We start from the raw sequence: 26,972 nt of genomic DNA on the forward strand, positions 1-26,972 counted from the left end.
GGAGCTTTATGCAAAATTCTCAAAAACCATTTATGATTACAAGAAACCTAGACCCCGAGAATCAAGAAACTCCCATTCATTTTATAAATGAAGATCTTATCGATGGAAAATTGTTTTACCGTAGGAATCATTTTTCCTATCCTAACTTTGTATCTCCTTTTTATTGGTTGCCAGTAGGGGGAGTGGTGCATTATCCTAAAACGTTTTCCTTACAGGAAATTTTAGGATTGCCACCCAGGACGATAAAGACCGTTCTGGAATGTGCGGGGAATAAGAGGGGGTTTTTTAAGCCAAAGGTGTTTGGAGATCAATGGAAAAAAGGAGCGATAAGCCAAGGGAGCTGGAAGGGTGTATCATTAAGGACGCTCCTTGAGTATACGGGTATAGCGGAAACAGCAAGAGAAGTAATTGTTGAAGGATATGATTATGGCGAAAGGACTGATTCGAATCAGATTCACTATTTTAGTCGGAGCTTAGCGATTGACAAAGCACTTCACCCCGATACCATCATCGCCTATGAGTATAATGGGGAGCCGATTCCTTTTAAGCATGGGTTTCCTTTGAGGTTAATCGTTCCAGAATGGTATGCAATGGCTTCGGTAAAGTGGATCAAAAAAATTATCGTGATTGATTATGAGTTTAAAGGTCCCTTTCAGGCGGTTGATTATGTGTATTATCCTGAGAAAGATTCGGATGAGGGGAAATTCCCAGTCACTACAATGGGGATAAACTCAACAATTCAGCAACCTTTAGACCGGAAAATTTTGAATACAGGGGTTCATACACTCTCAGGGATTGCCTGGACTGGGAATGGATTAGTTACAAAGGTTGAGGTGAGTGTGGATGGGGGGATAAATTGGAGTCCTGCCCAGTTGGTGAATGTACCCGAAAGATATTCCTGGGTTCGTTGGTCGTATAAATGGGAAGTGCTTAAAACAGGGGAGTATACCATCATGTCAAGGGCTGCGGATTCAACAGGGCACGAACAACCAAAGGGAGCGATGTGGAACAGGATGGGATATGGTTATAATGCGATTGATGTAGTTAGGGTGAAGGTGGAGTAATGAATGAGAGACAAAGCGAACAAAAAGCACACGATTTATGAGTCGTGTGCTTTTTACCATTACCCCAAAAACGTCTGAACAATCAACCAGCAGTTTAATCCTAATATCACGATAGCGAAGATGGTTGATAGAATCGTAGTAATTGGTTTATTCGTTAATACACCCATTAATTCTTTCTTCTGTGTGTAGTAGATGAGTGCAATAATTGGACAAGGTAGAACGATACTTAGAACAACCTGACTAATGACAAGTGTACGGGTTGGGTCAACCCCCATCGCAACGATAATAAAGGTTGGAAGCATTGTAACCAAACGGCGAATCCACAATGGAATGGTAAATCCAACAAAGCCTTGCATAATAACCTGCCCAGCCATTGTTCCTACTACAGAACTTGAAACCCCAGAAGCAAGCAATGAAATTAAGAATACACTTGCTGCGGCAGACCCTAAGAGTGGTGTCAATGTATGGTAGGCCGTAGTTAAATCTGCAATATGGCTATTCCCCGAATTATGAAACACGGATGCTGCCATATACATCATGGCCAAGTTTACAAATCCGGCTAGAGTCATTGCAATCATGATTTCTTTCGTGCTAAATTTTTGAATTTTAATTTTTTCCATATCATTTCTTGGTACAATTCGATTTTGGGTCAAGCTAGAGTGTAAATAAATCGCGTGAGGCATAACTGTTGCACCGATTACACCAACAGCCAGCACAATGCTTTCCTTGTTTCCTATCCATGGTGTTACACTGTGATAGGCGATTAACCCAAGATCAGGTTTTGAAATGACGGTTTCAACTAAATAACATAGACCGATTAGAACTGCGAAAGCAGCTATAAACTTTTCTAACGGGCGGAACCCGAATTTTTCTAACATTAAAATAAGATAGGTGACAATTCCAACAATAATCGTAGCATAGATCATCGGTATACCGGCTAGTAAATTAAGTGCAAGTGTTGCACCTAAAAATTCAGCCAAGTCAGTCGCCATTGCGGCAAGCTCTGAAACTATCCACATAATGTAGGTCAGCCATTTCGGCATATGATCCCGGCAAACCTCTGGAAGGCTTCTGCCGGTAGCAATTCCAAGCTTAGCTGACATATTTTGTAAGAGCATGGCCATTAGATTAGCTAACACGATTACCCAAAGCATTTTATAACCAAAGCTCGCACCACTTTGAATATTGGTGGCGAAATTTCCTGGATCGACATAGGCGATAGAGGCAATAAATGCAGGTCCGAGAAACGGAAGCAGTGCACGGATGCCTTTTACTTTTCCATTAATGGCATCTCTTGCGGCTGAAACTGTTCGATTTTCTGCAGCCCGAGCCTTCTGAACAGCAACTGATTCTATTTGGCTCATAAGACACCAGCCTTTCTATAAGTTTGTTTTTCTTTATACCAAGGTTTGTTCGTTCGTCAATAAAAGTTTCCCTTGTGCAAATCTCTATATCTCCATTATATAAAATTTTGAAAAATTTGTGTACGTTTTTGCTTTAAAAAAATTAAACTGATAAAAAGGGCATTTAACCAAGGAGAAAAATAGAACAATGAAAGGTTGGGAAGGAATTCATAAGGGACCGTCAAATAACAATTAAAGATGGGAGGCAGTTGGAACGTATTTTTCTGTCTAAAAAAGTTCGCTTGAACATTTTGGTTATTAAGGCTACAGTAAAGTTGATATTAATGAAGTAGGTGGCAGGCTTTGGAAAAAAGGTATTTTACAATTGGGATGGCGGGGCATATTGACCATGGAAAAACATCTTTAACGAAGGCCCTCACGAATGTCGAAACCGACCGCTTAAAGGAAGAAAAGGAACGACAAATCTCAATTGAACTCGGATTTGCACCTTTGTATGAAGATAGTGAAATTCAAATATCAGTCGTTGACGTGCCGGGACATGAGCGGTTTATCCGGCAAATGATTGCCGGGGTTGCCGGAATAGACCTGGTGGTGCTTGTTGTTGCGGCAGATGAAGGGGTCATGCCACAAACAATTGAACATTTAGAAATCCTCAAATTTCTCGGGATAGAAAATGGGATTATCGCCATCACTAAAATCGAACGGGTGGATGAAGAATTTATTGAACTCGTCAAATATGATATTTTAGGTGAACTTACAGGAACTGTGTTTGAAGATGCACCATTTGTTCTGGTGGATAGCCTTTCCAAAAAGGGAATTCCTGAATTAAAAGAACTCATTATTAAAACATTAAAAGAAACGGAAATGCGTGATGCCAAAGGGGCTTTTCGTCTGCCAATCGACCAAGTTTTTACCGTTAAGGGCCAAGGGACGGTTGTAAGAGGGACTGTGTATGAAGGGACAGTCGAAGAGGGACAAGTCCTTAAAATTATGCCTAAAGGACTGGAAGTCAGGGCAAGGCAGATTCAAGTTCATCATCAGCCGGCGCAAAAAGCGTATGCAGGTCAACGGGCAGCGATTAACCTTTCCGGGGTTGCAAAGGACGAATTAGAACGAGGTGATGTTCTGATATCGTCCGAGCATTTTATTGTGACAAAAACCATAGATGTCGCCATACAAGTTGTCGAAGACCTTGAGCATATGGTCAAACAACGGATGCCCATAAAGCTTCATATTGGTACAACTGAAGTAATGGGAAGAATCGTCTTTTTCGACCGGAATGTGCTTGTAGAGGCAAATGGTGAAATTCTTTGCCAACTTAGGCTCAATGAAGAAATTCTCACCAAACGCGGAGATCGTTTTATTCTTCGCAGGCCAAGCCCGGTGGAGACGATTGGCGGCGGTTGGGTCGTTGATCCTCGGGGAGATAAGTATAAATTTGGAACTAAGACAATCGAGGAGCTTGAGAAGAAAAAGGCAGGTACTCCAAAAGAGCGAATATCTGCAGCATTAATGGAAGCAAAAAGTCTTCCATTAACGGAAATAATCAAGCGGACTGCACTTGATGAAAAGACGTTAACAGAGCATTTAAAAAGTGAAGAATTCATTTTTTATAATGGTAAAGAGTATACGCTGAAGATACTGGTTCAATCAATTGAAGAAGATATTTATGATCAATTACATGAGTATCAGAACAAGCATCCGATGAAACCCGGCCTGAATAAAGCAGAATTACTCCAAACCCTGCAAAAACGGCTTCCAAAAATATTACTTGAATTTGTCGTGGAAAATGGGATTCACCATGGAGTTTTTAAACGCCAAGAAAAATTTGTCTTCACCTCGAGTTTTGTGCCGCATGTTCCAAAAAATTGGCAAAAGCGTACAGAAAATATGCTTGAAGCTTTGACAAAAGATGGTTTAAAGGTTCGTAATCTAGTGGATTATTTTTCGCAAGCAGGTATTCCTGAATCGCTGGAAGTGGATTTAAAGCGGCTCCTTGAGGAGGAAAAATTAATTGTTCCATTGGATGAACAAATTGCTTATGCTGCGGAAGTATTTTCTGCCGCAGTGGAAAAACTTCGCAGTGGCACAGGTCCGGAGTTTGAAGTCGGAGATGCAAAAGATATTTTAGACCTTTCCCGAAAATACATGATCCCATTTTTGGAAAAACTGGATTTATTGGGGTTAACAAAACGAATCGAAAATAAACGTGCTTGGATGAATGAAAAAAAACCGCAATCAAAATAGGATTGCGGTTTTTTATAGGTTATGAAAGAAATTCTCCAGGATTTAAACCAAGCTCGCGGCATATATCTGAAACCATTTGTTTTTCATACTGGTCAAAATTACCATCCGCATAACCAATAGCAATGCAATAACGAGCGATTAATCTTGCAATTTCAGGTTTTGTTCTTACTCTGCCCAAGGCCCGGAATGCCTCGGCACGGCCCATCATTGAATCATGTTCAATTTTCGAAACAAATAAATTAAATTTCTGAATGATCTTTTGAGAGTCAAAAACACGTAGTTCTTCACTCTGGTGAACAAACTCCAGCATCTTTTGCCTTTCTGAAGCATCGAGATGCCCGTCTGCCATTGATACCAATGCACAAGCTGCAACAACAGCTTCCAATACATCCTGGCTTTTGTAACGGGTAAATAACTCCTGCGCTCTTCTTTTTTGATTATTAGCCCATTCCATATAATCCGTTTGAGATGGTGACCAGGAACTTCCGCAGCTATTGCAGGTAAATTTCAACTGGTTTTTCCCAATAAAACCGCCAAGTAATCCAATTGGCCCAAGAATAAGCCCGCCAATTGCCGCTTTTCCAATTCCAAAACCCTTTTGACCCGTCCGGACATTCGTGGAATGGCAGCGCGGACAAATGATTTCATCCCCGCCATAGGTTGAATTAGTTCCAGTGCTGGAGGTGGAAGGAAAGGTTTGTGCCGGATACCCGAAGGCGGGCTGCTGCTGATAAGCTTGTGTCGACTGCTGAGAATGGAAAACAGACGGCTGACTAGGCTGATAGGGGTGATATTGATTTTGTTGGTATGAAGATTGATTTTGCTGATAATTCGGCTGTTGATAAGAAGGAGTTACCGGTGCCGGAGCATCATCAACGGTTACCCCAAAATTTTTACAAAGTGCTGCTAATCCACCTTGAAAGCCGCTTGCAATGGCATTGAACTTCCATTCGCCATTATGCCGATACAATTCTGCCGCCACTATTGCCGTTTCCACAGTGAAATCCCGGCCGAGATTAAAACGAAGCAATTCTTCATTAGTGAGTTCATTAAAAATTCTCACGTAGGAATCGGAAATTTGTCCAAAATTTTGCCGTTTTACTTGGGCATCATGAATCGTGATCGTAAAAGCAATCCGGTGAATATGAGGTGGGACAATTTTTAAATTAATCTTAATTTGCTCATCGTCCCTGACACCTGAACCAATACGGTTATCCCCGCTGTATTGAATCGAACCGTTTCCGCCGGAAGGATTGTTATAAAAAACAAAATCCAAATCATTTTGAACCAGCCCATTTTGGCCAAGCAGGAACGCAGAAGCATCCAGGTCAAAATTGGACCCCATGTTACTAATGTTCCACCCTAATCCTACCACGACATTTTCAAGGCCCGGGTGAGTTTTGGTTAAATCTATTTTTTGCCCTTTACTAAGCGTAACACCCATATCTTTCACTCCTATCAATATTCATTATTTCATTATAAATTGAATTAAGTAATTCTGAAAATTTTCTCTGTTAAACAATACGAAAAAATTTTTAATTGGTTTCATTTTTTTATGGATCCGAAATTGAAAGAGTAAAAAAGCATTTCTAGTAAAATTAGATTTTTCGCAAAATAACGACAAATATTTTATTGAAATATGATAGGGTGTCATTTATAATTTTGCTAGACATCAAGATAATTGCAAAAATTCAGATATAGATATAAATGGGGGATTTTTATGGTCGAAAAATTGGTAACAAGTATTAACGGGTTTTTGTGGAGCCCAGTATTAGTCATCTTTATTGTAGCAGTAGGTTTGTATTTTAGTTTCCGAACAAGATTCCTGCAGATTCGTCATATCAAAGAAATGATTCGTTTATTATTATCAGGTAAAAGCTCTAATGAGGGTGTTTCGTCTTTCCAAGCATTAGCAATGTCATTATCTGGCCGTATTGGTGTAGGGAATATTGCAGGTACCGCAACCGGGATTGCATTTGGTGGACCGGGTTCCGTATTTTGGATGTGGGTCATTACCTTTATTGGTGCAGCCTCAGCTTTCGTAGAGTCCACACTTGCTCAAATCTATAAAGAAAAGCAGGATGGAGAGTATCGTGGCGGCCCTGCTTTTTATATTGAAAAGGGACTAGGAATAAAATGGTTCGCTGTTATTTTTGCAGTTGCAACACTCCTCGCTATGGCTATATTGATGCCAGGTATCCAGGCAAATTCAATTGCAGAAGGTGTGAAAAATGCATTTGGTATAAATAATGCCATCACTGGTTTTATTGTTATTGCACTTATGGGACTTATTATTTTTGGTGGAGTTAAGCGAATTGCAAGAGTTGCTGAATTTGTCGTGCCTTTTATGGCGATTGGGTATTTGCTTATAGCAATTGCGATTATAGTAGTTAATTTTGATAAAATTCCAGCAGTTTTCACACTTATTTTTAAAAGTGCCTTCGGTGCAGAGGAAGTATTCGGCGGAATCCTTGGCTCAACGATAATGTGGGGTGTAAAACGCGGGCTTTATGCGAATGAGGCCGGTCAAGGTACAGGTGCCCACCCTGCTGCAGCTGCAGAGGTTTCTCACCCGGCAAAGCAAGGTCTTGTACAAGCATTTTCAATCTATCTTGATGTATTCTTAGTTGTTACATCAACAGCATTCATGATTTTATTTACTAATTCTTATAATACAGTGAACGGAGCAGGAAAATTCTTGGTTCAACATCTTAAAGGAGTAGAACCAGGTCCAGGATATACGCAGTCCGCAGTAGATACAATTTTACCAGGCTTTGGATCAGGATTTATTTCGATTGCGCTCTTTTTCTTTGCCTTCACAACCATTTTTGCCTACTACTATATTGCAGAAACAAATCTTGCTTATCTAGTGAAAGGCAAAAACAGAAAATTAGCGATGACTTTATTAAAATTAGTTCTCTTAGGTTCGACTTTCTATGGAGCAGTGAAAACAGCTTCTACAGCATGGGCAATGGGGGATATTGGACTAGGAATCATGGTGTGGTTAAACTTAATTGCCATTGTGATTCTATTTAAGCCTGCATTACTTGCTCTAAAGGATTATGAAGAGCAGCTAAAGCAAGGTGTAGATCCGGAATTTAATTCTACTAAACTAGGGATTAAAAATGCAGATTTCTGGGCAAATGGCTATGAAAAAGCCAAAAAGAATAAAAAACATGTAGTATAGTTTATACTTTGGAAGCATCAGCTGCAACAGGCTGGTGCTTTTTGGTCGTTTCGTGTACAATATTTTGAAAAAATATAAAAAGGGACATTTTAAAATTATTTGAATAGATAATTTGATCAATTCTTACTTTAAACTGAAAATACAATATAGTAGAGTAGAATTAATATATTAAGAGGTTAATTGTAAAAGTAGTTTCAATCAACAATTAGAGAGTTAAAGGGATGGGAGTGCTTTAGATGTGAAAATATTTACGGTAGAAGATTTAGTGAGAAAATTTTCATTGAAGGTATTAACTGGTGAAAATCAATTACAACGAACCATCAAGCAATCACGGTCTCATCGTCCGGGGTTGGAATTCGTTGGCCACTTTGATTTTTTTCCGACGGAAAGAGTTCAAATACTAGGGAGAAAAGAAGTTAATTATTTGCATAAGTTAAGTATCGAAGAACGTCAAATGCGGATTGGGAATATAGTCAAATACCACCCGCCATGCTTTATTGTAACTGCCGGGGATGAAGGTCTAACCTATTTAAGGAAGTCTTGTATTGAAGAGGGAATCCCATTATTATGCACAAACACACCTCGAACAACCTCTGAATTTATTACCGAGCTGGATGCTTATATGGTAAAAGTATTAGCACCGGAAATCGCCGTGCACGGAGTGTGTATTAATGTATTTGGAATGGGTATTTTACTTCGGGGAAAATCCGGCGTCGGAAAAAGTGAAATCGCTCACACATTGATTGGCAGAGGTCACAAGCTGGTGGCTGATGATATCGTGGTGGTGAAAAAGCTTAGTCCACGAACGATTCTCGGTACACATGACGGGAAAACGAAGGAATTTCTCGCCTTACGAAGTGTCGGGCTGTTGAATGTGGTCCGTGTATATGGGATAAAATCTTTCCAAGAGGAAACGAGGATCGCGCTCGATATTGAACTGACAAAATGGCAGAAAAATTCCCTTCATAATGAATTGGATCACGAACCTGTATTTACAGAATATATGGGCGTTCCCATTCCTCATATTGAGATACAGCTCCAACCCGGACGCGATGTGGCGGGGCTAATTGAAGCTGCTGCAAATAACTGGCTTTTGAAACAGCAGGGATACAGTGCCGCGGAAGAGTTTATGAGGCGACTGGAAATGGATTCTAATTGGTAATCATTTGCTTTAGGTATACTGCCATTTTCAATGGCAGTATTTTTGATTTAAAGATAGAAAATAATTTTTTTGTAACTTCTATACATATCTGCACTTGAAAGACTTTTCCTAAGCTGTTCTAATTTTAAGGAAAAGTTAAGAATTAAGTTGAATAATTGGCTTATTCCAAACTATCAGTGTCCTATTATGGATTATAGAAAAGGAGTAAGTATGAATGAAAAAAGGGATTGTAATCGTTCTTTGTGTTTTAGTAGTAGGGTTTGTTGGCTTTCAGTGGTACAACTCCAGAACCAGTGCGAAAGAAGTAATCTCTCAGGTTCGGACAGCGGTTGTTCAAAAAGGAAAAATGGAAGTGAAAATCAGCGGTTCAGGAACCGTTCAGCCGGTAACATCTGAGGATATTAAATCTCCAATAGAAAACAATGAAATCTATGAAGTTTTAGTATCAACAGGTGAATCTGTCAAAAAAGGAGAAGCATTGATTACTTTTAAAGATGGAAGTGATCCTATTACTGCCCCTGCCTCCGGTGAAATCACATCGCTTTCTGTTCAGGCAGGACAGCGGGTGACCAACGGACAAGTTGTTGCACATCTTACAAACTATGAAAATTTACAAACCGTTGTGCAAATTGACGAACTTGATATTCCGAAAGTTAAGAAAGACCAAGCAGTAAGCATTAAGGTGAATGCCTATCCGGATCAAACTTACATGGGAAAGGTAAGCGCGATTGCGGATGAAGGCACTTCGACAAATGGTGTATCTACCTTTGATGTAGCCATTCACATTACAAAGCCAAGTAATTTGAAGGTAGGTATGACTACGGAAGCAAGTATTCTGACGGCAAGCAAAAACAATGCACTTTACGTTCCGATTGATGCGGTCCATGCGATGAATAATCAAAAATTTGTCCTTGTTCAAAATGGAAACTCGGAAACAGCAAGGGCACAGCGAAAAGTAGTGAAAACGGGATTAGCCAATGAAGATTATGTGGAAATTCTCCAGGGTTTAAATGAAGGAGAGATTATTAAATTACCTCAGCTTGCGCAAAGTACCTCTTCTACTGCCGGGGGAAATCGGCGCATGATGCAAGGCAGCTTTGGCAGCGGTTTCGGCGGATTTGGAAACGGAGGCGGCTTTAACCGGAATGGCGGAGGACAAGGATTTAGCGGAAGGACTGGTAATTAATGCGTAAACCAATTATTCAAATCAGTCATCTCATGAAAACCTATCAACTTGGGGGAGAAACCGTTCATGCACTAAATGATGTTTCTCTTGAAATTGACCAAGGAGAGTTTTTAGCTATAATTGGTCCTTCAGGTTCAGGGAAGTCCACGTTAATGAATATGATTGGCTGTCTTGACAGGCCTGAGTCTGGGGCATACCTGTTGGATGGAAAAGAAATTGGAAAAATGAATGATAATCAGCTGGCAGTCATCCGTAATGAAAAAATTGGATTTATTTTCCAAAATTTTAATCTCTTAACAAAATTAACGGCTTTAGAAAACGTTGAACTGCCCCTGCTTTATCGCGGGGCTTCGGCAAAAGAACGCAGGGAGAAAGCATTGGATAGCCTTAGGAAGGTAGGACTGCTCGATCGCTCGGGGCACTTACCATCGCAGTTATCGGGTGGCCAGCAGCAAAGGGTGGCGATTGCCAGAGCCCTTGCCGGCAGTCCTTCGATCCTTCTGGCAGATGAACCAACGGGTGCATTGGATAGTAAAACAAGTAAAGAAATTATTATGGTGATGAAGGAATTAAATGAAGTCGGTCACACGATTATATTAATTACCCATGACTTGGCTGTCGCGAAGCAGGCAAAAAGAATGGTCAGCATCCAAGACGGCCAGCTTTATGAGAATGGGGGTGAACTGCTTGGGCATTTACCAATCTATTAAAATGGCACTTCGCAGTATAAAAAGCAATAAACTTCGTTCCGTTTTGACTATGCTTGGGATTATTATCGGTGTTTCATCTGTTATTATTTTGGTTTCGATTGCACAGGGTTCTGCTAAAAATGTCACAAGCAGTATAAATCAGCTGGGAACTAACCTGCTAACCATTAATACATTTGGAACAGATTTATCGTTAACAGAGGATAAAATTAACCAATTAAGCAAATTAAATGGGGTAAAGGCGATTTCCCCTGTTGTTTCCGGACGGGTAACCGTGAAAAAGGATCGGACGAATTCACAAGTAACTCTGACCGGTACCAATGCCGCTTACTCCTCTGTACGGGATGCAAAGGTGAGTCAAGGGCGCTTTATCAATGACCTGGATATTGAATATCGGCAGAAAATTGCTGTATTGGGATCGGAAACCGCTTCAACCTTTTTTGGTGCTGACAACCCGGTTGGCCAATATATCCAGGTAGACGGTACATCTTTTAAGGTGGTCGGTGTTATGGCATCTAAAGGAAGTTCTTTAGGGCAAAGCGGGGATAATGTCATCATTGTTCCGTTAAGTACCGGCCAACGCTTAGTCAAGAGCACAAGTATTAACCAGGTTTATTTACAAGGGAATAGCAAAGATCAAATGGATTTTGTTATGAATGAAGTAGAACGGGCAATGGCAAGCCTTTATCCGAATAAAAGTGATTCTTACAGTGTAACCAATCAGCAGGATGTCATGGATACGCTGAGCTCAGTTTCCAATACGATGACGATGATGTTGGGAGGTATTGCCAGTATTTCCTTGTTAGTAGGCGGTATCGGGATCATGAATATCATGCTAGTTTCCGTTTCTGAACGGACAAAGGAAATTGGTATCCGGAAAGCGATCGGGGCAAAACGGCGGGATGTACTGCTGCAATTTTTAATCGAGGCAGTGGTATTAAGTTCAATGGGAGGAATCATCGGAATCCTGGCCGGAATTGGACTTGGAAAAATTATCGCCTCACTGATGAGTCTCACGATCGCTTATTCGACATCGGTGATTGTGTTATCTTTCTTATTCTCGCTTTTAGTCGGTGTTGTTTTTGGCGTTTTCCCGGCCAATAAAGCATCAAAACTGAGCCCAATTCAGGCTCTGCGTTATGAATAATTGGTAAAACAGGAGCGATCGTATAATGCGGTCGCTTCGTTTCCTATATAATAGAAGCTAGTCCATTTTTTTAAGGAGCCCAAACTATGCGATTATTAGTTGTTGAAGATAATCTCCCATTGCTTGAGTCTATTGTAGAGCTTTTGTCCGATGAATTTGAAGTAGACCAGGCATCAAATGGGGAGGATGCTTTGTTTTTAGCGATGCAAAATATCCATGACGCTATCGTTTTGGATGTCATGATTCCAGAAATTGACGGTTTTGAAGTACTTCAAACGATCCGCAAGGAAGGCATGAAAACTCCGGTTCTTTTTTTAACCGCAAGGGATTCGTTGGAAGATCGGGTAAAAGGATTGGACAGCGGTGGTGATGACTACTTGGTAAAACCATTCCAAGCTGCTGAGTTAAAAGCGCGAATTCGTGCTTTATTACGGCGGAGCGGAAGTCTCACCACCAATCAAACCATCCAATACCGCGGTATCGAATTGTTAGGGAAGGAAAGGGATATTCTGATTGAGGGGGGACCTGTTAAGTTAACAACGAAGCAGTATGAATTGTTGGAATACCTGATTCAAAATAAGGGTGCAATTTTAACGAAGGAACAAATTTATGACCGTGTTTGGGGCTTTGATTCAGATACTACGATCGCAATTGTTGAGGTCTTTATGCACCATCTCCGCAAAAAACTTGAGCCATTTGGCTACCATTCAGATATTAAAACCATCCGCGGTGTTGGCTACATGCTGAATGAGGAGTAAAGGGGACAGCGAATGTTTCGGCAAACACATATACGTCTAACTTTGTTAAATTCTTTAGTTTTTATTATTTTAATCAGCATTCTTGGGAGTATCATTTATTTTTATACAGAGAAAAAATTATATCAAGACGTGAATCGTTCCCTGATAGAAACTGTAAATCATTTTCAAAGTGAACAGCCACAGCAAAAACAAGGACCCAATGTGGACGACGGGCCGAAATTTATGCACCGCGACCCAAGAATTTTGACGTTAATTTGGGATGCAAATAATCATCTTTTAACCGACCAAAACCGGGAAGCTGTGCTTTTTCAAGATAATGAAATACGAATCCGTCCGAAAAAATTGAATTCCCTGCAGGATGTGAATGTTGAGAATTTTTCTTATCGCTATATTGCCACAAAACTCGAGGTTCCACTCTTAGGAAAAGTAACCGTCCAAGTGATTCGGAATACCAATTCGGAAAAAGAATTATTAAATCGTCTGTTATTAATTATGTTGATTGGTTGTGGAATAGGGATTATATGTGCAGTTGGTATGGGTTATTTATTAGCGGGAAGAGCATTGGTACCGATAAAAAATACCTGGCAAAAACAACAGGAATTTGTATCCGACGCTTCACATGAATTAAGAACGCCGCTTGCGGTCATCCAAGCAAAAACAGAATTGCTTTTCCGTTCCCCTCAAGCAACGATTCAAGAGAAAGTTCGCGATATTTCCACGATTTCAACCGAGTCCAGGAGGCTTTCGAAACTTGTTGGCAATTTACTAACGCTTGCCAGATCGGATTCGAATCAGATTGAAATGAAGAAGCAAAACTTTCGCTTAGACGAGTTGTTTAAGGAAATTTACCAACATTATGAAGAGTTTGTGACGTATCAAGGGAAGACTATTCATTTGGAGGCTCCGGAACCGGTTCAATTTTTCGCCGATAAAGAAAGGATTCATCAGTTGATTGTCATTTTGCTGGATAACGCCACGAAATATACGAACGAAGGCGGCGAGATTCGATTATCCTGCCAGCAAAGCCATTCTTCAATTAATTTGAAGGTGGAGGATAATGGAATCGGAATTCCGGAGGCTGATATTCCAAAAATCTTTGATCGGTTTTATCAAAGTGATAAAGCACGTACTTCCGCGGAAGGCACTGGTTTAGGCTTGTCGATTGCAAAATGGATTATTGAAAAGCACCATGGCAAAACGAAGGTTCAAAGCAGTGTTGGCAAAGGAACGACAATTGAAATAATTTTTCCGAGAACACAGAAGAGTTAAAATATAGTGGGAAGACCAAAAAGCTGCCAAATCAACTGGAAGCTTTTTGGTCTTTTTTCTTCACTTTGTACCTTTTTCCAATTTTTCTAATCATATAAAACCCTGCGATTAAAGCTAATAAATTCAATGAATCTCCAAAATTTAGTGTTAAACTGAATTGATTATTCACTTTCACATCATTTTTGTTATTTTGTCTTGTTGGTGAAATCTCTATTTCTTTATTCGTCACAAAACCACCTCTTCAATTAATCACATTCACTAGAATAGTTATGAAAAAAGGCTTGGTTTCATGACCAAGCTCAATTATTTTACAATTACAGATCCCTTAAACATTCCCATTCCGCAGCTAAAGGTGTATTTGCCGGTTTTGGTTGGGATAAAAGAGAGGTGAGTTGTTCCAACTTTTAAATTGACATTGTTTATATCATATTCAGGCATTGTGAAAGTGGATAGGCAGTTATTTTCTAAGGGATTATCAATAATAAGTTCGACAGGTACTCCCTTTTTTACCCTAATGACGTTGGGAGTATAGCCCTGTGGAGTAACCTTCATGTGAATCTTTGGTAATTGTTCGTTTGATACATCGACTTCTTGTTTGATCGTGGCATTATTTCGGGAATAGGTATTTTCACCGGGAATTTTTACATGGTCCCTACCATACATAAATAAAAATAAGGAAACAGCAACCACACCGGCTGAGAAAACTGCAAAAGGGGAAATCGCCTGGGTATCAAGCGTAATCTTTTTGATTGTTTCCACTAAAATAAATAAAATGACAAGGCCCATAATGATGATATATAACCCTAGTAAAATAGCAAGCATGATAAAGGCATTTTCAAATTGAAGCATGACACCAAGCATGGCTCCCATCATTCCGCCCATAATTCCTGCAAGAGCCCCGTCAAGAATTGCCATCAAGCCGATTGGCTGGCCAGCTAGGAAACCAATAAAGAACCCGATGATCATGCTGACTCCGCCAGAAAGGAACATATCACCCGAATAGATGCCAATTAAATACCCGGAAATAAGGCCGGCCATCATTGCCATGACCATGGCAATCATCATTCCGGACATGCTGGTTATTTTCTTTTTCCCGCGGTGAACCAGATAGAGTGAATACCCGGTCAAGATGCAAACAACTACAATGGTGATCATGGCTAAAATATTCATATGTAGGTCTCCTTATATTGATTGGAATTCTTTTTTATAGGGATTTTTTGAACGTTTGATGGAATTGGAGGGCAATAAAAAAGACGCACGAGAACGTCAGACAACAATTTATTTATCTTTTTCTTTATCGAGTGTATTTTTAAAAATCCGTTTTAATGCCTCATTTTGCATTTTAATATATTCAAGCAGGAACCTTTTTTCTTCCTCTTCCTTCTCAAAATCATCTTGCTCTTTTTTCATGAGGAATCACTCCTTTTCATGCATTGTAAAGGATTTTTTTTCGAATGGAAATAGCTTCTGAAATATATTCCAAAATAGGATTTGACTTTTTGTGTCGAGAAATATATAATTTTTTCAAAAATACTACTTGAAACAATGACGGGGACTAGTAAAATGAAGGCGTCTTACCAAGAGAGGAAACCATTTGCTGGAAGGTTTCTTAAGATGGTCATTTGAACCTGCCTCACGAGTTCTGTATCGGATTTTTTGAAGATACACGCGGATCAATTCCGTTATCATGTTGAGTGTATAAAGCATTTGCTTTATGAATTTAGGGTGGTACCGCCAAGGCCTTGGTCCCTTTTTTGGGATTAGGGCCTTTTTTATATTTAATAAATTAATGAGGTGTCAAAATGGCAAAAGAATTTGTAAAAGACATAACATCCATGGACGAAGATTTCGCCCAATGGTATACCGATGTTGTCACAAAAGCAGACTTAATTGATTATTCCAGCGTTCGCGGTTCGATGATCATTCGTCCTTATGGATATGCTTTATGGGATAATATTAAAAATGAACTTGATAACAGAATTAAAGAAACAGGCCATGAAAATGTGTATATGCCGCTGTTTATTCCTGAGAGCCTGCTGCAAAGGGAAAAGGACCACGTTGAAGGCTTTGCTCCGGAAGTGGCTATAGTTACACATGGCGGTTCTGAAGAATTAACAGAGCGGTTAGTTGTCCGCCCTACTTCAGAGGTTCTTTTCTGCGAACATTATAAAAATATTATTCATTCTTATCGTGATTTGCCAAAGTTATATAACCAATGGGCTAACGTGGTTCGCTGGGAAAAAACTACACGTCCATTCCTGCGTACATTAGAGTTCTTATGGCAAGAGGGTCATACTTGTCATGCAACGGATGAAGATGCACATCAAGAAACAACAAAAATGTTAAATGTGTATGCGGATATTTGTGAAAATATCCTTGCTATTCCGGTTTTAAAAGGTCAAAAGACAGAAAAAGAAAAGTTTGCCGGTGCAAAATTCACATATACCATTGAAAGCTTAATGCATGACGGCAAAGCGTTGCAATCCGGTACTTCCCACCATTTAGGAACCGGATTTGCAGAAGCATTCGGAATTCAATATACAGACCAAGAAGGTAAGCTTCAGCATGTACACCAAACTTCATGGGGATTCACGACTCGTATTATTGGTGCTTTAATCATGGTTCACGGCGATGACCGCGGTCTAGTGATTCCTCCAAAAGCAGCGCCAACACAAGTAATGATTGTGCCTATTGCCCAGCACAAGGAAGGCGTGCTTGATTTTGCTTATGATTTGAAGGAGTCATTATCAACAATTGCTCGTGTCGGTATCGATGCAAGTGACAAGAAGCCTGGCTGGAAGTTCAATGAATACGAAATGAAGGGAATTCCAGTTCGCTTGGAAGTTGGACCGAAAGATATCGAAAATAAACAAGTTGTCTTGGTTAGACGGGATACTTTAGAAAAAGTCGTTGTCCCAATGGATGAATTAGAAACCAAGCTTGTTGAATTGCTTGATGATATTCAGTCTAATTTATATAACAAGGCGTTGAAGCACCGTGAAGAACGTACTTCTGTTTCCTTGAATTTTGATGAATTTAAGAACACGCTTGAATCCAAAGGCGGATTCATCAAATCAATGTGGTGTGGCGATATAGCATGTGAAGAAAAAATTAAAGAGGAAACAAGTGCTACATCCAGATGTATGCCTTTTGAGCAGGAACAATTATCTGATACATGCGTTTGCTGCGGTGGTAAAGCAGACAAAATGGTGTATTGGGCAAAAGCTTATTAGGATGATTTTGGCTCTTCCGATTTTAGTCGGGAGGGTCTTTTTTGTGGGGTGAAGTGGAAAATAAAATACATAACCATTAAAAAGGAAATATCCATGCATTTACCTAATACCGGAATAAATAGGGGAAGAGTTTATTTTAAACTAAAGTGAGTAAAAAAGGATTTCCCCTGCCCCCCATCGAATTTATTACCATTGAAAGGGGACATCAAAATGAATCCAATACTACTAGATTTTCCTGAAGAATTTTATACAGAAAGATTGCTCATCCGAAAGTCGCTCCCTGGAGATGGAAAATTCGTTTACGAGGCAACCCAGGCCTCAATCAATGAACTAAAGCCTTGGATGCCATGGGCACACAAAAATCAATCCGAAGATGAGGTCGAAGTAAATATCCGGGATGCGCATGCCAAATTTTTAACTCGAGAGGATTTAAGGCTCCATCTTTTCGATAAAAAAGCAGGTACATTTATCGGATCATCCGGATTACATCGAATCAATTGGTCCGTACCCAAATTTGAAATTGGTTATTGGATTGATACCCGATACAGTGGGAAAGGCTACATCACCGAAGCAGTTCAAGGAATTTCCGAATTTGCATTTACCGAGCTTCAGGCAAAACGGGTGGAAATCCGCTGTGATACAAAAAACACGAGGAGCCGGGCCATCCCTGAAAAATTGGGTTTTACCCTAGAAGGAATTTTAAAAAATGATGGCCTTTCCGGTGATGGAATGGAGCTAAGGGATACTTGCGTTTTTGCAAAATTTAAATAAACAAAAAGAGCATCTACGCAGATGCTCCTTTTTCTTTAAAAAACATACTTCTCCAAATAGTATTTCGTAATCGCCAAATATTCACGTGTATAAGATTTCAAAATAGCTTTTGCAGGTGTTTTGGCTGGTAGTCCATAAACGTTAAGTTTCTGGTCATGGGCCATCCCGAGTGCACGGTATACATGAAAATTATTTGTCACAAGGATTCCGGTTTTTGCACCTTTGGGGATGCGTTTTTTAGAAAACTGAATATTTTCTTGTGTAGTTGTGGATTGATTTTCTAAGATAATTCGGGATTCTTCAATTCCTCTTGCAATTAAACCTCTTTTGATCGCTTCCGCTTCCGATATTTTTTCCCCAGAACCAATCCCCCCGGAAGCAATGGCAACGGTGTTTTTATTTTTTAATAAATATGCAGCGGCGGTTTGAATTCGGCATTTTAATGCAAGAGATGGTACGGTTCCTTTCACCCTTGCGCCAAGAATAAGAACATAATCTGCGTTCCTTGGAACTTGAGAATTACTGGATTTAACAATCTTAATATGCAAAATTCCAACATAAATGACAAAAGCGATAAAAAAAATACTAAAAAAAATAAAAAATTTTTTCTTCATTTTTCACTCTGTTTCCTCTATTTTTTGGTAAAAATCCAAGTCTATGTTCCTTATATTTTATAAGAAATTTCCATTTTTGGAAACAGGAAAATGCTAAGTTCGATTTTTTGACACTTTTGAACTCAAGGTGTGTGATTCAAATCACATTATCAATATGAAATTTTTCATATAATCACAATGGAAATAAAGAAATGCATAAAACGTAAGGAGTGTTCAAAATGTTAGACCAAAAAACGATTGATATTGTGAAATCAACTGTACCTGTTTTAGAAAAACACGGAGAACAAATTACAACTCGTTTCTACCAATTAATGTTTGGAAACCATCCTGAACTGTTAAATATCTTTAACCATGCAAACCAAAAGCAAGGAAGACAGCAGAGAGCCCTTGCCAGTGCTGTTTATGCGGCAGCCATGTATATTGATAATCTTGAAGCGATTTTACCAGTTGTCCAACAAATCGCTCATAAGCATCGCAGCCTCGGTATCAAAGCTGAGCATTATCCAATTGTAGGCAAACATCTTTTATTAGCGATTAAAGATGTTTTAGGTGACGCAGCGACAGACGAAATTATCGACGCATGGGCAAAAGCATATGGTGTCATTGCCGATGCTTTCATCAGTGTGGAAGCGGAAATGTACGATGAAGCAGCTAACCAAAAAGGCGGCTGGGACGGCTTCCGCAAATTCGTTGTCGACCGGAAAATTGTAGAAAGTGATGTCATCACATCATTCTATTTAGTTTCAGAGGACAAAAAGGCAATTGCACAGTTTATGCCAGGTCAGTACATCAGCATCAAACTTGAAATCGATGGAGAAAAATTTACCCATATTCGCCAGTACAGCCTTTCCGATGCACCTGGAAAAGAATATTACCGCATCAGTGTGAAACGGGAAGCGGGCACTTCGAACCCAGACGGAATGGTTTCTAATTATCTCCATGACAGTATCAAAGAAGGAGATGTACTAAAAGTAAGTGCACCTGCAGGAGATTTCGTATTGGATACAACAAAAAATACTCCAATTGCTTTATTAAGCGGCGGTGTGGGAATTACACCAATGTTGAGTATGTTGAAGACAGTCGTAGAAATGCAGCCTGAACGCAAGGTTACCTTCATTCATGCGGCAGCAAACGGAAATGTCCATGCTTTGAGAAACGAGGTTGAGGCACTTACCGCCCTTGAACAAGTGAATTCCTTCTTCTTCTACGATTCACCAACAGAAGAGGACCGTCAAAATCATAGCTTTGATGTCGAAGGCTATGTAACTCGTGATTGGATTGAAGATAATGTCTCCTACAAAGATGCAGAATTCTATTTCTGTGGACCAGTATCATTTATGAAATCCGTATACCGTTCCTTAAGAGACCTTGGTGTAAGTGAAGAAAATATCCATTTTGAATTCTTTGGACCAAAAGGAAGCTTAGTATAATCATTTTAAAAAACCGATTTTCGTTTACGGAATCGGTTTTTTTCTGCTGATTTAAGGGAAAAGATTACTATATTGAGTATGTATGGATAAAATACCACTATAGCATTAAGGGAGGAGGGTGCATGGTTTGCAATATTTAACCAGTTTCATGAACGATTACGGATATCTGGTTCTTTTTCTCTCAATAATTTTTGGAATCATGGCCCTACCGATACCCATTGAAGCACTGATGGGATATGCCGGGTTTTTAGCCTATAAAGGGCAGCTGAACTGGTTTGGCAGTGTGCTCTCTGCCTCTCTTGGGTGTTTAGTAGGGCTGATGATTGCCTACTGGATTGGCTCTAAGCTTGGAATGCCGTTTTTTGAAAATACGGCTCAAAAGTTCATCTTGGGCCGGAAAGGCTCCAATCAACCTCGATATGGTTTAAAAAATACGGTAATAAATTGTTAATTGTAGCTTTATTTATCCCGGGAGTCCGACATATTACCGGCTATTTTTCAGGTATTACCCGGCTGCCGCATTAATGGCCTTTGTGATTTATGGCTTTTTCTTTTTTATCATGCTGCGTCACAGTAAATACATCCGGGTCCATACCCTTCTCGTTATCCTTTGGGTTTTGGTTCTTTTGTTTATCGGCATTAGCCGGATTTATTTCCAAGTCCAGGATCCTAGTCAAATAGCGGCAGGCTATGTATTTGGCGGTGTATGGCTTGGTTTAATAACGATGCTGCTGGAAATATTCCGCTTGCTTACAACCATTGATTCTTCGAAAAAGAAGTCTCGTATTCGGGTTTAGAAAAGACTGATTCACTGTAACGTGATTCAGTCTTTTTAGCAGAATCCAAAAAGTTTGAATCCTCGGCCTTTTATGGTTAAATGTAGGTAGAAAATGCCAGAAAGGATGAAAAATTTGAATAAAAATATTATCCGTTCAATTACTGTGATATCGGTCTTGTTCTGCCTTCTCTGGCTGGTTGGGCTTGGCTGGGCTGTAGGGGAGTATTATGCCGGTAAACCAGATAAAATCCCGAAGGCAACGGTAACGAAAAAAGCGGAAAATGCAAAAGGATTAACGATTGTTGCACTTGGAGATTCGCTTACGAGAGGGACCGGGGATGAATCCGGAAAAGGTTATGTTGGTGATTTACTGGATGAAATAAAGAAAAAAACAAAGAAACCAGTGCAACTCACGAACCTTGGGATCATGGGCCAGCGCTCCGATGGGCTAAGGAAACAAGTTCAGCAGACAGAGGTACAAAGGCAAATTCAAAAAGCGGATATCATTTTATTGACCATCGGCGGTAATGATTTATTTCGAGGCGGACAGGGCCTAATGGATTTTCAATCGGGGAATATTGCAGCCATCGAAAAAAAATACCTGGATAATTTAAAATATATTTTTGGGCAAATACGTAAAGCGAATAGCACGGCTAATGTATTTTTTATTGGATTATATAATCCTTTTATAGAATTTGCTCCTGGAAAAGAAATGTCCAAGGTGATTCGCCACTGGAATTATGATAGCGCTGAAATCAGCGCGGCCTATCCAAAAATTGTTTTTGTACCTACATTTGATTTGTTTGAATTAAAGGTGAATGACTATCTATACTCAGATAAGTTTCATCCAAATGCGAAGGGGTACCGTTTAATTGCAGAACGTGTTGCTGCCTTGCTTACTTGGTAGGGAGTGATAATGATGGGTAATATTACATTATCCGTACAGAATTTGAAGAAGATAATTGGAAAAAAAGAAATCATTAAAGGGTTGACCTTTGATTTAAAAGAAGGAGAAGTTTTTGGCTTCTTAGGACCGAATGGCGCTGGAAAAACAACCACCATCCGCATGCTGGTCGGCTTAATTAAACCCACATCTGGTTCCATCAAAATTTGTGGATTTAATATAGAAAACTCTTTTCAAGAAGCGATGGGAAACCTCGGCTGTATCGTTGAAAATCCTGAACTATATCCCTATTTATCCGGATATGATAATTTGCTTCATTTTTCGCGAATGCTTGAAGGAATCGAAGAAAACCGGATTCAAGAGGTGACTAGGCTCGTCGGCTTAAGTGATCGAATTCATGATAAGGTAAAAACCTATTCACTTGGAATGAGGCAGCGCCTTGGAATAGCCCAAGCCCTTTTAGGCAGACCGAAAGTGTTGATTCTTGATGAACCAACAAATGGCTTGGACCCGGCTGGAATTAGAGAGATGCGTGAATTTATCCGATTTTTAGCTATGGATGAAGGCCTTACCGTCCTTGTATCAAGTCATTTATTAAGTGAAATTCAGCAATTATGTGACCGTGTGGCGATTATCTCAAAAGGCTCTATTATAAAAATTGATACCGTCCATGATTTACTGGCCAATCGTGAAAGAGTTTTATGGAGTTTTCATCCATTTGAAAAAGGGAAAGAAATCTTGAGCGGACTAACGACAATTGAAGAAAATGAAGATGGCACCATTTTAACTGAATTTGATGAGCATCTGACACCAGAATGGAATCGAATATTGGTCGAATCAGGTATTTTTGTCATAGAAATGACCAGAAGAATGCCTGTCCTTGAAGACTTATTCCTCGAACTTACCGGGGGTGATTCGATTGAATAAATTGATCCAAAACGAAATGATGAAGGTAATTGCAAAAAGGCGGATTGTGGTCATTGCCTTGATTATCGGTGTCCTTGTTATTTTATTTACATATGCACAGTACAAACAAGTTCAGACCCAAAGAGAAAAATTGGGAACAAGTGACTGGCGAACGATTTTACAGCAGCAAATTGTGGATACAACCAACCGGTTAAGCAGCAGCCGAATTTCGGAAGAGTGGAAAAAACAGCTGCAAATCACCTTGCAGCAGGAACAATATTACCTTGATCATGATATTAACCCATCTGCACCGGGGGCGCCAACCTTCATTCGAATGTTTTTGGAAAACTCGATTGATTTATTTATTCCGCTCATGGTCATGGTTATTGCCAGTGACCTAGTTTCATCAGAGTATAGTCTCGGGTCAATTAAATTGCTGTTAACGAGGCCGGTTAAACGGTGGAAAATCCTTTTAAGCAAATATATTACTTTATGTCTGGCAGTTTCCTTAATCATTGCCATTGCTGGAGTTTTATCCTATTTGATTTCAGGTCTTGTCTTTGGTTATAAAGGATGGGGAACACCGATTCTGACGGGATTTAATGTCAATGAGTTGGGGCTTAACACAACCTCCGTTAAAATGTTAAAGCTTTGGCAATTTTTATTAATGGATTTTGGATTGGTATGGTTTGTGGCCATCGTGGTCGGAACATTATCTTTTATGTTGTCCGTTTTAATTCGCAGTACGGCGGCAGGGATGGGAATTATGCTTGCCGCTCTTATTTCCGGTGCGATATTAAATAATATGGTTTCATCCTGGCAGTCAGCAAAATACTTTTTTATGGTCAATTTGCGATTAACTGACTATTTAAGGGGGATGGCCCCGCCGATTGAAGGAATGACACTTTCCTTTTCTTTACTAGTTCTCCTCATTTGGTGGATGGCAGCCATTTTTGTATCATTTTTTGTTTTTATGAAAAAAGATGTGTATTAACATGGAATTTCCCATCAATACTTTTTCCCGTTGCGGAAAAAATAATAAACGTATCTTCTAAAATCTAAGGGGGTATGTGAAGATGGGTTTTAAAAAGACAAAATTGGTTGTTGCATCATTAGCGATTGCATCATTAGCAGCATGTTCCACTAATAAGGCAAATGTAAATAATGATACAGCTCTAAATCATCGAAATGTTTCAACTAATGATCTTAATGATCGCAACGTATTAAATAGGGATTTAACAAGAGTAAATAATCCGATTACTAACGATAATCGGACGTGGAATGACCGAAATGATATGGCGAATCATCCTGGTGGTTTATTAAACCCTCGTAATGTTTCGACAGGGGATTTAACCAATCCGAACGTGACAACCCGTGATTATAATTGGAATGCCCGAGACAACGCTAATAATTGGGATAATGCGATTACTGAAAATGGGATCATGATGTCTACCACTGAAATTAACGGAAACAAAAATGGGTTTATTACCATCGACCCGAACTCCTTTAGTACAGATACACCGAGTCATAAGTTTCCGCATAGTAAACGGGTACAGCAAGGGAATTTCTGGTACTATAGTTCGGACCCGAATGCAGGGAAAGCCAATTTAAACATGCCAAAAGCAGGTAACAATGGTGTTGTTACTAATCCTAACACGGGAAATCAGGGTACTGTAAACCGAACAACACCTAAAACGACAACACCTCCTGCACAGCAGCCAACTGCACAGGCACCGGCTGGGATTAGCAAAATGTCACAACAAGTCATAGATTTGACGAATGCGGAAAGAAAGAAAAATGGACTTCCAGCGTTAACAGCTGATGCTTTATTAAATAAAGTTGCACAGACGAAATCGAACGACATGGAAGCTAAACATTATTTTTCCCATACAAGCCCAACCTATGGTTCGCCGTTTGATATGATGCGGGACTTTGGTGTAACCTATAAATCCGCCGGCGAAAATATTGCTATGGGGCAGCCTACAGCACAAGAGGTCGTAAATTCCTGGATGAACAGTGAAGGCCATCGGAAAAATATTTTAAGTCCCATCTTTACGAACATCGGAGTTGGTTTTAACTCTAAAGGTAACTATTGGACACAGGAGTTTATTGGTAAATAATGAATGTGAGAGCTATTCCTCTTTGAGGAATAGCTCTTTATTTTTGAGTTAAAATTGAAGGAATTTTAAAAATTTTGTAAAATAATATTGTGCACCCATAATTTTGTTTCGGAGGGATAAAAATGTCGTTCATATTTAAAAAAATCGATCATGTCCAACTTGCTGCACCAAAAAGGTGTGAAGAAGTTGCCCGAGAATTTTTTAGCGGAATCCTTGGTTTGAGGGAAGTAGAGAAACCTGAAGAATTAAAGAAACGCGGCGGCATTTGGTTTGAATTTGGCACCTTCCAACTTCATATTGGTGTGGAGGAACCCTTTATACCAGCGAAAAAAGCACATCCCGCATTTGTTATTGAAAATATTGAGGAATTAAAAGCTCATTTGGAAAAAAATAATGTTCCATTTACGGAGGATGACAATCTGCCTGGAGCGAACAGGATTCATGTACATGATCCATTTGGAAACCGTATGGAATTTATGGAATGGATGTAAAAAATGTATTTATCAGAATTAACATATTCTCAATATGAGGATATGAAAGAAAATCAAGAATTTTGGAATGAAAAAATGATTGGAATCCTGACCCAATGGGGAAAGAATTTTACTTGTTTAAAACGATATTCCTATGGGGCAAATATTGTTTATAACTGTGATGACAAATTGGTTATTAAATTATTTCCTGACCACTTGAATGACCAATTTATACGCGAACTTGCGGTTTTAGAGGCTATTCAGGAAAAGGTAAAAATAGTCGAGACTCCTCGCTTGATCCATCATGGTTCGTTTGAAGGCTGGAGTTTTATAATCATGACTTTGGTAGAAGGCGAACTATTAATCGATATTTGGTATGAGCTCTCATTCGACGAAAAAATAAATCTAAGCAAGGATCTTGCAAAAACCATTAAGGAATTTCATCGGATTCCGCTTAATGGTTTAGAAAAAACTTTACCGAATAATTGGCGTGAATTTATCGAACATCAATTTCGGAATATGAAGGCTTATCATCAAAGTTTAGGTTTAGATGAGTCTTTTCTTAAAGAATTGGAGCTTTATGTTGAGGAATTTTACTTAGAAAAAAATCCTAAGAAAACGCTCTTAACCGGAGAATACACTCCTTATAACCTTCTAATGAATCAAGTTGATGGAAAGTGGAAGCTTAACGGAGTGATTGATTTTGCTGATTGTTTTTTAGGGGATGCTGATTATGATCTCCTTGGACCAATTCTTTTTATGTTTAACAGCAATCAACCACTCATTTACGCATTTCTTGATTCTTATGGTTATCCTGGACTTAACGACTATTTGCAAAAAAAGTTAATGTCTTATGCGATTCTACACCGTTTCAGTGATTTATCTTTTTTTGCGTCACAAAGTGTACTGGCGAAACAAGCTAAAAGTATTGATGAACTTGCTAGAATTTTGTTTCCACTTAAATAGTCTCTCCTTGTTGGAGGGATTTTTTTTATGGAATATTTTTTATGTGAGAGGGCATGATAAATTCATGCCAATTTTAAAATGGATGATTTTACTAATGGAAGGAGATTTTTATGAGGAAACTCATCGTATTATTTCTTGGATTATTCTTAACCTTGCCGAATCTGGCTTCAGCACACAATCATACTCCAGTTAACCATGATGGCAGCGAATCTCATAAGGAAAATTGCTGTAATAATGGCGAAGATCGTCACCATTTAATGCACGGAGACTGGAAAGCTAAAATGGCTGCGAGAGAGGGTAAGATCTTAGCTTGGGTGAGCCAGTACACGCCTGAGAAAAAGAAAGAATGGACGAAAATGTTCTCGGAGAAAAAAGTGTTGATGATGAAGTGGTTAAGCCCGCAAAATGCATCGAAGCGCGAGCAATGGAAAAAAGAGCGCATGGAGAAAATAAAGAAATATCGCAAGCAGTATGATGAAGGAAAAATAACCAAAGAGGAATTTCTCAAAAAAGTTCACGACGGCAAAGACATGAGCCATTGGCAAACCTACCATGAGTTGGAAAAAGCGGTTGCAGAAAAAAACAGTGAAAATGCAAAGAAATACTTAAATCAACTGCTCGAGCAATATACAGCTCATAACAAAATGTTAAAGGATTTAATGTCAAAATAATTTTGGGTAAGGACGCTC

27 protein-coding genes and 1 other annotated feature are annotated in these 26,972 nt (G+C 39.4%); of the genes, 21 read left to right on the forward strand and 6 right to left on the reverse strand.

Translation table 11 applies throughout. The features are described from left to right. Positions 1–8: 8 nt before the first annotated feature. Positions 9–1,064, forward strand: a complete 1,056-nt coding sequence (locus BIV60_RS08565) for a sulfite oxidase (protein ID WP_071355314.1) — start codon at positions 9–11, stop codon at positions 1,062–1,064. Positions 1,065–1,123: 59 nt separating this feature from the next. Here the strand turns inward: BIV60_RS08565 and BIV60_RS08570 are convergent, their stop codons facing one another. Beyond that, the gene (locus tag BIV60_RS08570) at positions 1,124–2,428 is read right to left on the reverse strand and encodes an Nramp family divalent metal transporter (RefSeq protein WP_071355315.1); all 1,305 of its coding nucleotides are present in this window, start codon (positions 2,426–2,428) and stop codon (positions 1,124–1,126) included. 342 nt (positions 2,429–2,770) lie between these two features. Here BIV60_RS08570 and selB point away from each other — a divergent pair, with 342 nt between their 5' ends. Then, the gene (selB, locus tag BIV60_RS08575) at positions 2,771–4,675 is read left to right on the forward strand and encodes a selenocysteine-specific translation elongation factor (protein WP_083402165.1); all 1,905 of its coding nucleotides are present in this window, start codon (positions 2,771–2,773) and stop codon (positions 4,673–4,675) included. Between the two features lie 19 nt (positions 4,676–4,694). On the opposite strand, the gene BIV60_RS08580 is transcribed toward selB, so the two are convergent. After that, a complete protein-coding gene (locus BIV60_RS08580) occupies positions 4,695–6,119 on the reverse strand; it encodes a TerD family protein (RefSeq protein WP_071355316.1) in 1,425 nt (474 codons plus the stop codon). 276 nt (positions 6,120–6,395) lie between these two features. Here BIV60_RS08580 and BIV60_RS08585 point away from each other — a divergent pair, with 276 nt between their 5' ends. The 7 genes from BIV60_RS08585 (at position 6,396) to BIV60_RS08615 (ending at position 14,091) form a co-directional block, all read left to right on the forward strand. Beyond that, positions 6,396–7,862, forward strand: a complete 1,467-nt coding sequence (locus BIV60_RS08585) for an alanine/glycine:cation symporter family protein (protein ID WP_071355317.1) — start codon at positions 6,396–6,398, stop codon at positions 7,860–7,862. A gap of 238 nt (positions 7,863–8,100) precedes the next feature. Further along, positions 8,101–9,024 (forward strand): HPr(Ser) kinase/phosphatase, encoded by a 924-nt coding sequence (gene hprK, locus BIV60_RS08590; RefSeq protein ID WP_071355318.1) that lies wholly within the window; start codon positions 8,101–8,103, stop codon positions 9,022–9,024. A 214-nt stretch (positions 9,025–9,238) separates the two neighbouring features. After that, positions 9,239–10,210 (forward strand): efflux RND transporter periplasmic adaptor subunit, encoded by a 972-nt coding sequence (locus BIV60_RS08595; RefSeq protein WP_071355319.1) that lies wholly within the window; start codon positions 9,239–9,241, stop codon positions 10,208–10,210. After that, a complete protein-coding gene (locus BIV60_RS08600; RefSeq protein WP_071355320.1) occupies positions 10,210–10,920 on the forward strand; it encodes an ABC transporter ATP-binding protein in 711 nt (236 codons plus the stop codon). Before BIV60_RS08595 ends, BIV60_RS08600 begins: the two co-directional genes overlap by 1 nt. After that, on the forward strand, positions 10,898–12,064 hold the full coding sequence (locus BIV60_RS08605; protein WP_083402166.1) for an ABC transporter permease: 1,167 nt from the start codon (positions 10,898–10,900) through the stop codon (positions 12,062–12,064). The genes BIV60_RS08600 and BIV60_RS08605 overlap by 23 nt, the downstream gene beginning before the upstream one ends. A gap of 86 nt (positions 12,065–12,150) precedes the next feature. Then, positions 12,151–12,822: a response regulator transcription factor gene (locus tag BIV60_RS08610; RefSeq protein ID WP_071355321.1), complete on the forward strand. Its 672-nt coding sequence runs from the start codon at positions 12,151–12,153 to the stop codon at positions 12,820–12,822. A gap of 12 nt (positions 12,823–12,834) precedes the next feature. After that, complete coding sequence (locus BIV60_RS08615; protein WP_071355322.1) at positions 12,835–14,091, forward strand: sensor histidine kinase; 1,257 nt, start codon at positions 12,835–12,837, stop codon at positions 14,089–14,091. A 31-nt stretch (positions 14,092–14,122) separates the two neighbouring features. On the opposite strand, the gene BIV60_RS08620 is transcribed toward BIV60_RS08615, so the two are convergent. The 3 genes from BIV60_RS08620 to BIV60_RS30280 all read right to left on the reverse strand — a co-directional run bounded on the left by BIV60_RS08620 (position 14,123) and on the right by BIV60_RS30280 (position 15,501). Further along, positions 14,123–14,320, reverse strand: a complete 198-nt coding sequence (locus tag BIV60_RS08620; protein ID WP_071355323.1) for a hypothetical protein — start codon at positions 14,318–14,320, stop codon at positions 14,123–14,125. 74 nt (positions 14,321–14,394) lie between these two features. Further along, the gene (locus tag BIV60_RS08625; RefSeq protein ID WP_071355324.1) at positions 14,395–15,261 is read right to left on the reverse strand and encodes a cupredoxin domain-containing protein; all 867 of its coding nucleotides are present in this window, start codon (positions 15,259–15,261) and stop codon (positions 14,395–14,397) included. Between the two features lie 108 nt (positions 15,262–15,369). Then, a complete protein-coding gene (locus BIV60_RS30280) occupies positions 15,370–15,501 on the reverse strand; it encodes a hypothetical protein (RefSeq protein WP_256218352.1) in 132 nt (43 codons plus the stop codon). 126 nt (positions 15,502–15,627) lie between these two features. Further along, positions 15,628–15,845 (forward strand) — a binding site (T-box leader). 48 nt (positions 15,846–15,893) lie between these two features. On the opposite strand from BIV60_RS30280, the gene proS reads away from it, so the two are divergent. Together proS and BIV60_RS08635 are read left to right on the forward strand one after the other, a co-directional pair. Continuing rightward, positions 15,894–17,324, forward strand: coding sequence for a proline--tRNA ligase (proS, locus tag BIV60_RS08630; RefSeq protein ID WP_071355325.1), 1,431 nt, complete (start codon positions 15,894–15,896; stop codon positions 17,322–17,324). Between the two features lie 210 nt (positions 17,325–17,534). Next, the gene (locus BIV60_RS08635; protein ID WP_071355326.1) at positions 17,535–18,095 is read left to right on the forward strand and encodes a GNAT family N-acetyltransferase; all 561 of its coding nucleotides are present in this window, start codon (positions 17,535–17,537) and stop codon (positions 18,093–18,095) included. 35 nt (positions 18,096–18,130) lie between these two features. Here the strand turns inward: BIV60_RS08635 and BIV60_RS08640 are convergent, their stop codons facing one another. Next, the gene (locus BIV60_RS08640; protein ID WP_071355327.1) at positions 18,131–18,709 is read right to left on the reverse strand and encodes a YdcF family protein; all 579 of its coding nucleotides are present in this window, start codon (positions 18,707–18,709) and stop codon (positions 18,131–18,133) included. Positions 18,710–18,927: 218 nt separating this feature from the next. Here BIV60_RS08640 and hmpA point away from each other — a divergent pair, with 218 nt between their 5' ends. From hmpA to BIV60_RS08690, 10 genes are all read left to right on the forward strand, one after another. After that, positions 18,928–20,139 (forward strand): NO-inducible flavohemoprotein, encoded by a 1,212-nt coding sequence (gene hmpA, locus BIV60_RS08645; RefSeq protein ID WP_071355328.1) that lies wholly within the window; start codon positions 18,928–18,930, stop codon positions 20,137–20,139. Positions 20,140–20,266: 127 nt separating this feature from the next. After that, positions 20,267–20,590, forward strand: a complete 324-nt coding sequence (locus BIV60_RS30285) for a DedA family protein (protein WP_071355329.1) — start codon at positions 20,267–20,269, stop codon at positions 20,588–20,590. 73 nt (positions 20,591–20,663) lie between these two features. Continuing rightward, positions 20,664–20,936 (forward strand): phosphatase PAP2 family protein, encoded by a 273-nt coding sequence (locus BIV60_RS30290; protein WP_071355330.1) that lies wholly within the window; start codon positions 20,664–20,666, stop codon positions 20,934–20,936. 114 nt (positions 20,937–21,050) lie between these two features. After that, positions 21,051–21,824 (forward strand): SGNH/GDSL hydrolase family protein, encoded by a 774-nt coding sequence (locus BIV60_RS08660; protein WP_177177251.1) that lies wholly within the window; start codon positions 21,051–21,053, stop codon positions 21,822–21,824. 9 nt (positions 21,825–21,833) lie between these two features. After that, the gene (locus BIV60_RS08665) at positions 21,834–22,748 is read left to right on the forward strand and encodes an ABC transporter ATP-binding protein (RefSeq protein ID WP_071355331.1); all 915 of its coding nucleotides are present in this window, start codon (positions 21,834–21,836) and stop codon (positions 22,746–22,748) included. After that, the gene (locus tag BIV60_RS08670) at positions 22,741–23,721 is read left to right on the forward strand and encodes an ABC transporter permease (protein WP_071355332.1); all 981 of its coding nucleotides are present in this window, start codon (positions 22,741–22,743) and stop codon (positions 23,719–23,721) included. The genes BIV60_RS08665 and BIV60_RS08670 overlap by 8 nt, the downstream gene beginning before the upstream one ends. A gap of 451 nt (positions 23,722–24,172) precedes the next feature. Beyond that, positions 24,173–24,847 carry a CAP domain-containing protein gene (locus tag BIV60_RS30890; protein WP_371261517.1) on the forward strand — a complete coding sequence of 225 codons (675 nt, stop codon included), beginning with the start codon at positions 24,173–24,175 and terminating at the stop codon, positions 24,845–24,847. Positions 24,848–24,969: 122 nt separating this feature from the next. Next, entirely contained in the window at positions 24,970–25,338 is a 369-nt protein-coding gene (locus tag BIV60_RS08680; RefSeq protein ID WP_071355333.1) for a VOC family protein, read from the forward strand. Positions 25,339–25,341: 3 nt separating this feature from the next. Beyond that, the gene (locus BIV60_RS08685; protein ID WP_071355334.1) at positions 25,342–26,283 is read left to right on the forward strand and encodes a phosphotransferase; all 942 of its coding nucleotides are present in this window, start codon (positions 25,342–25,344) and stop codon (positions 26,281–26,283) included. A 110-nt stretch (positions 26,284–26,393) separates the two neighbouring features. Beyond that, complete coding sequence (locus BIV60_RS08690) at positions 26,394–26,954, forward strand: hypothetical protein (protein WP_071355335.1); 561 nt, start codon at positions 26,394–26,396, stop codon at positions 26,952–26,954. The last annotated feature ends 18 nt before the right edge of the window (positions 26,955–26,972 follow it).

Origin of the sequence: Bacillus sp. MUM 116, from assembly GCF_001866655.1 — a bacterium.
Classification (GTDB): domain Bacteria; phylum Bacillota; class Bacilli; order Bacillales; family Cytobacillaceae; genus Neobacillus.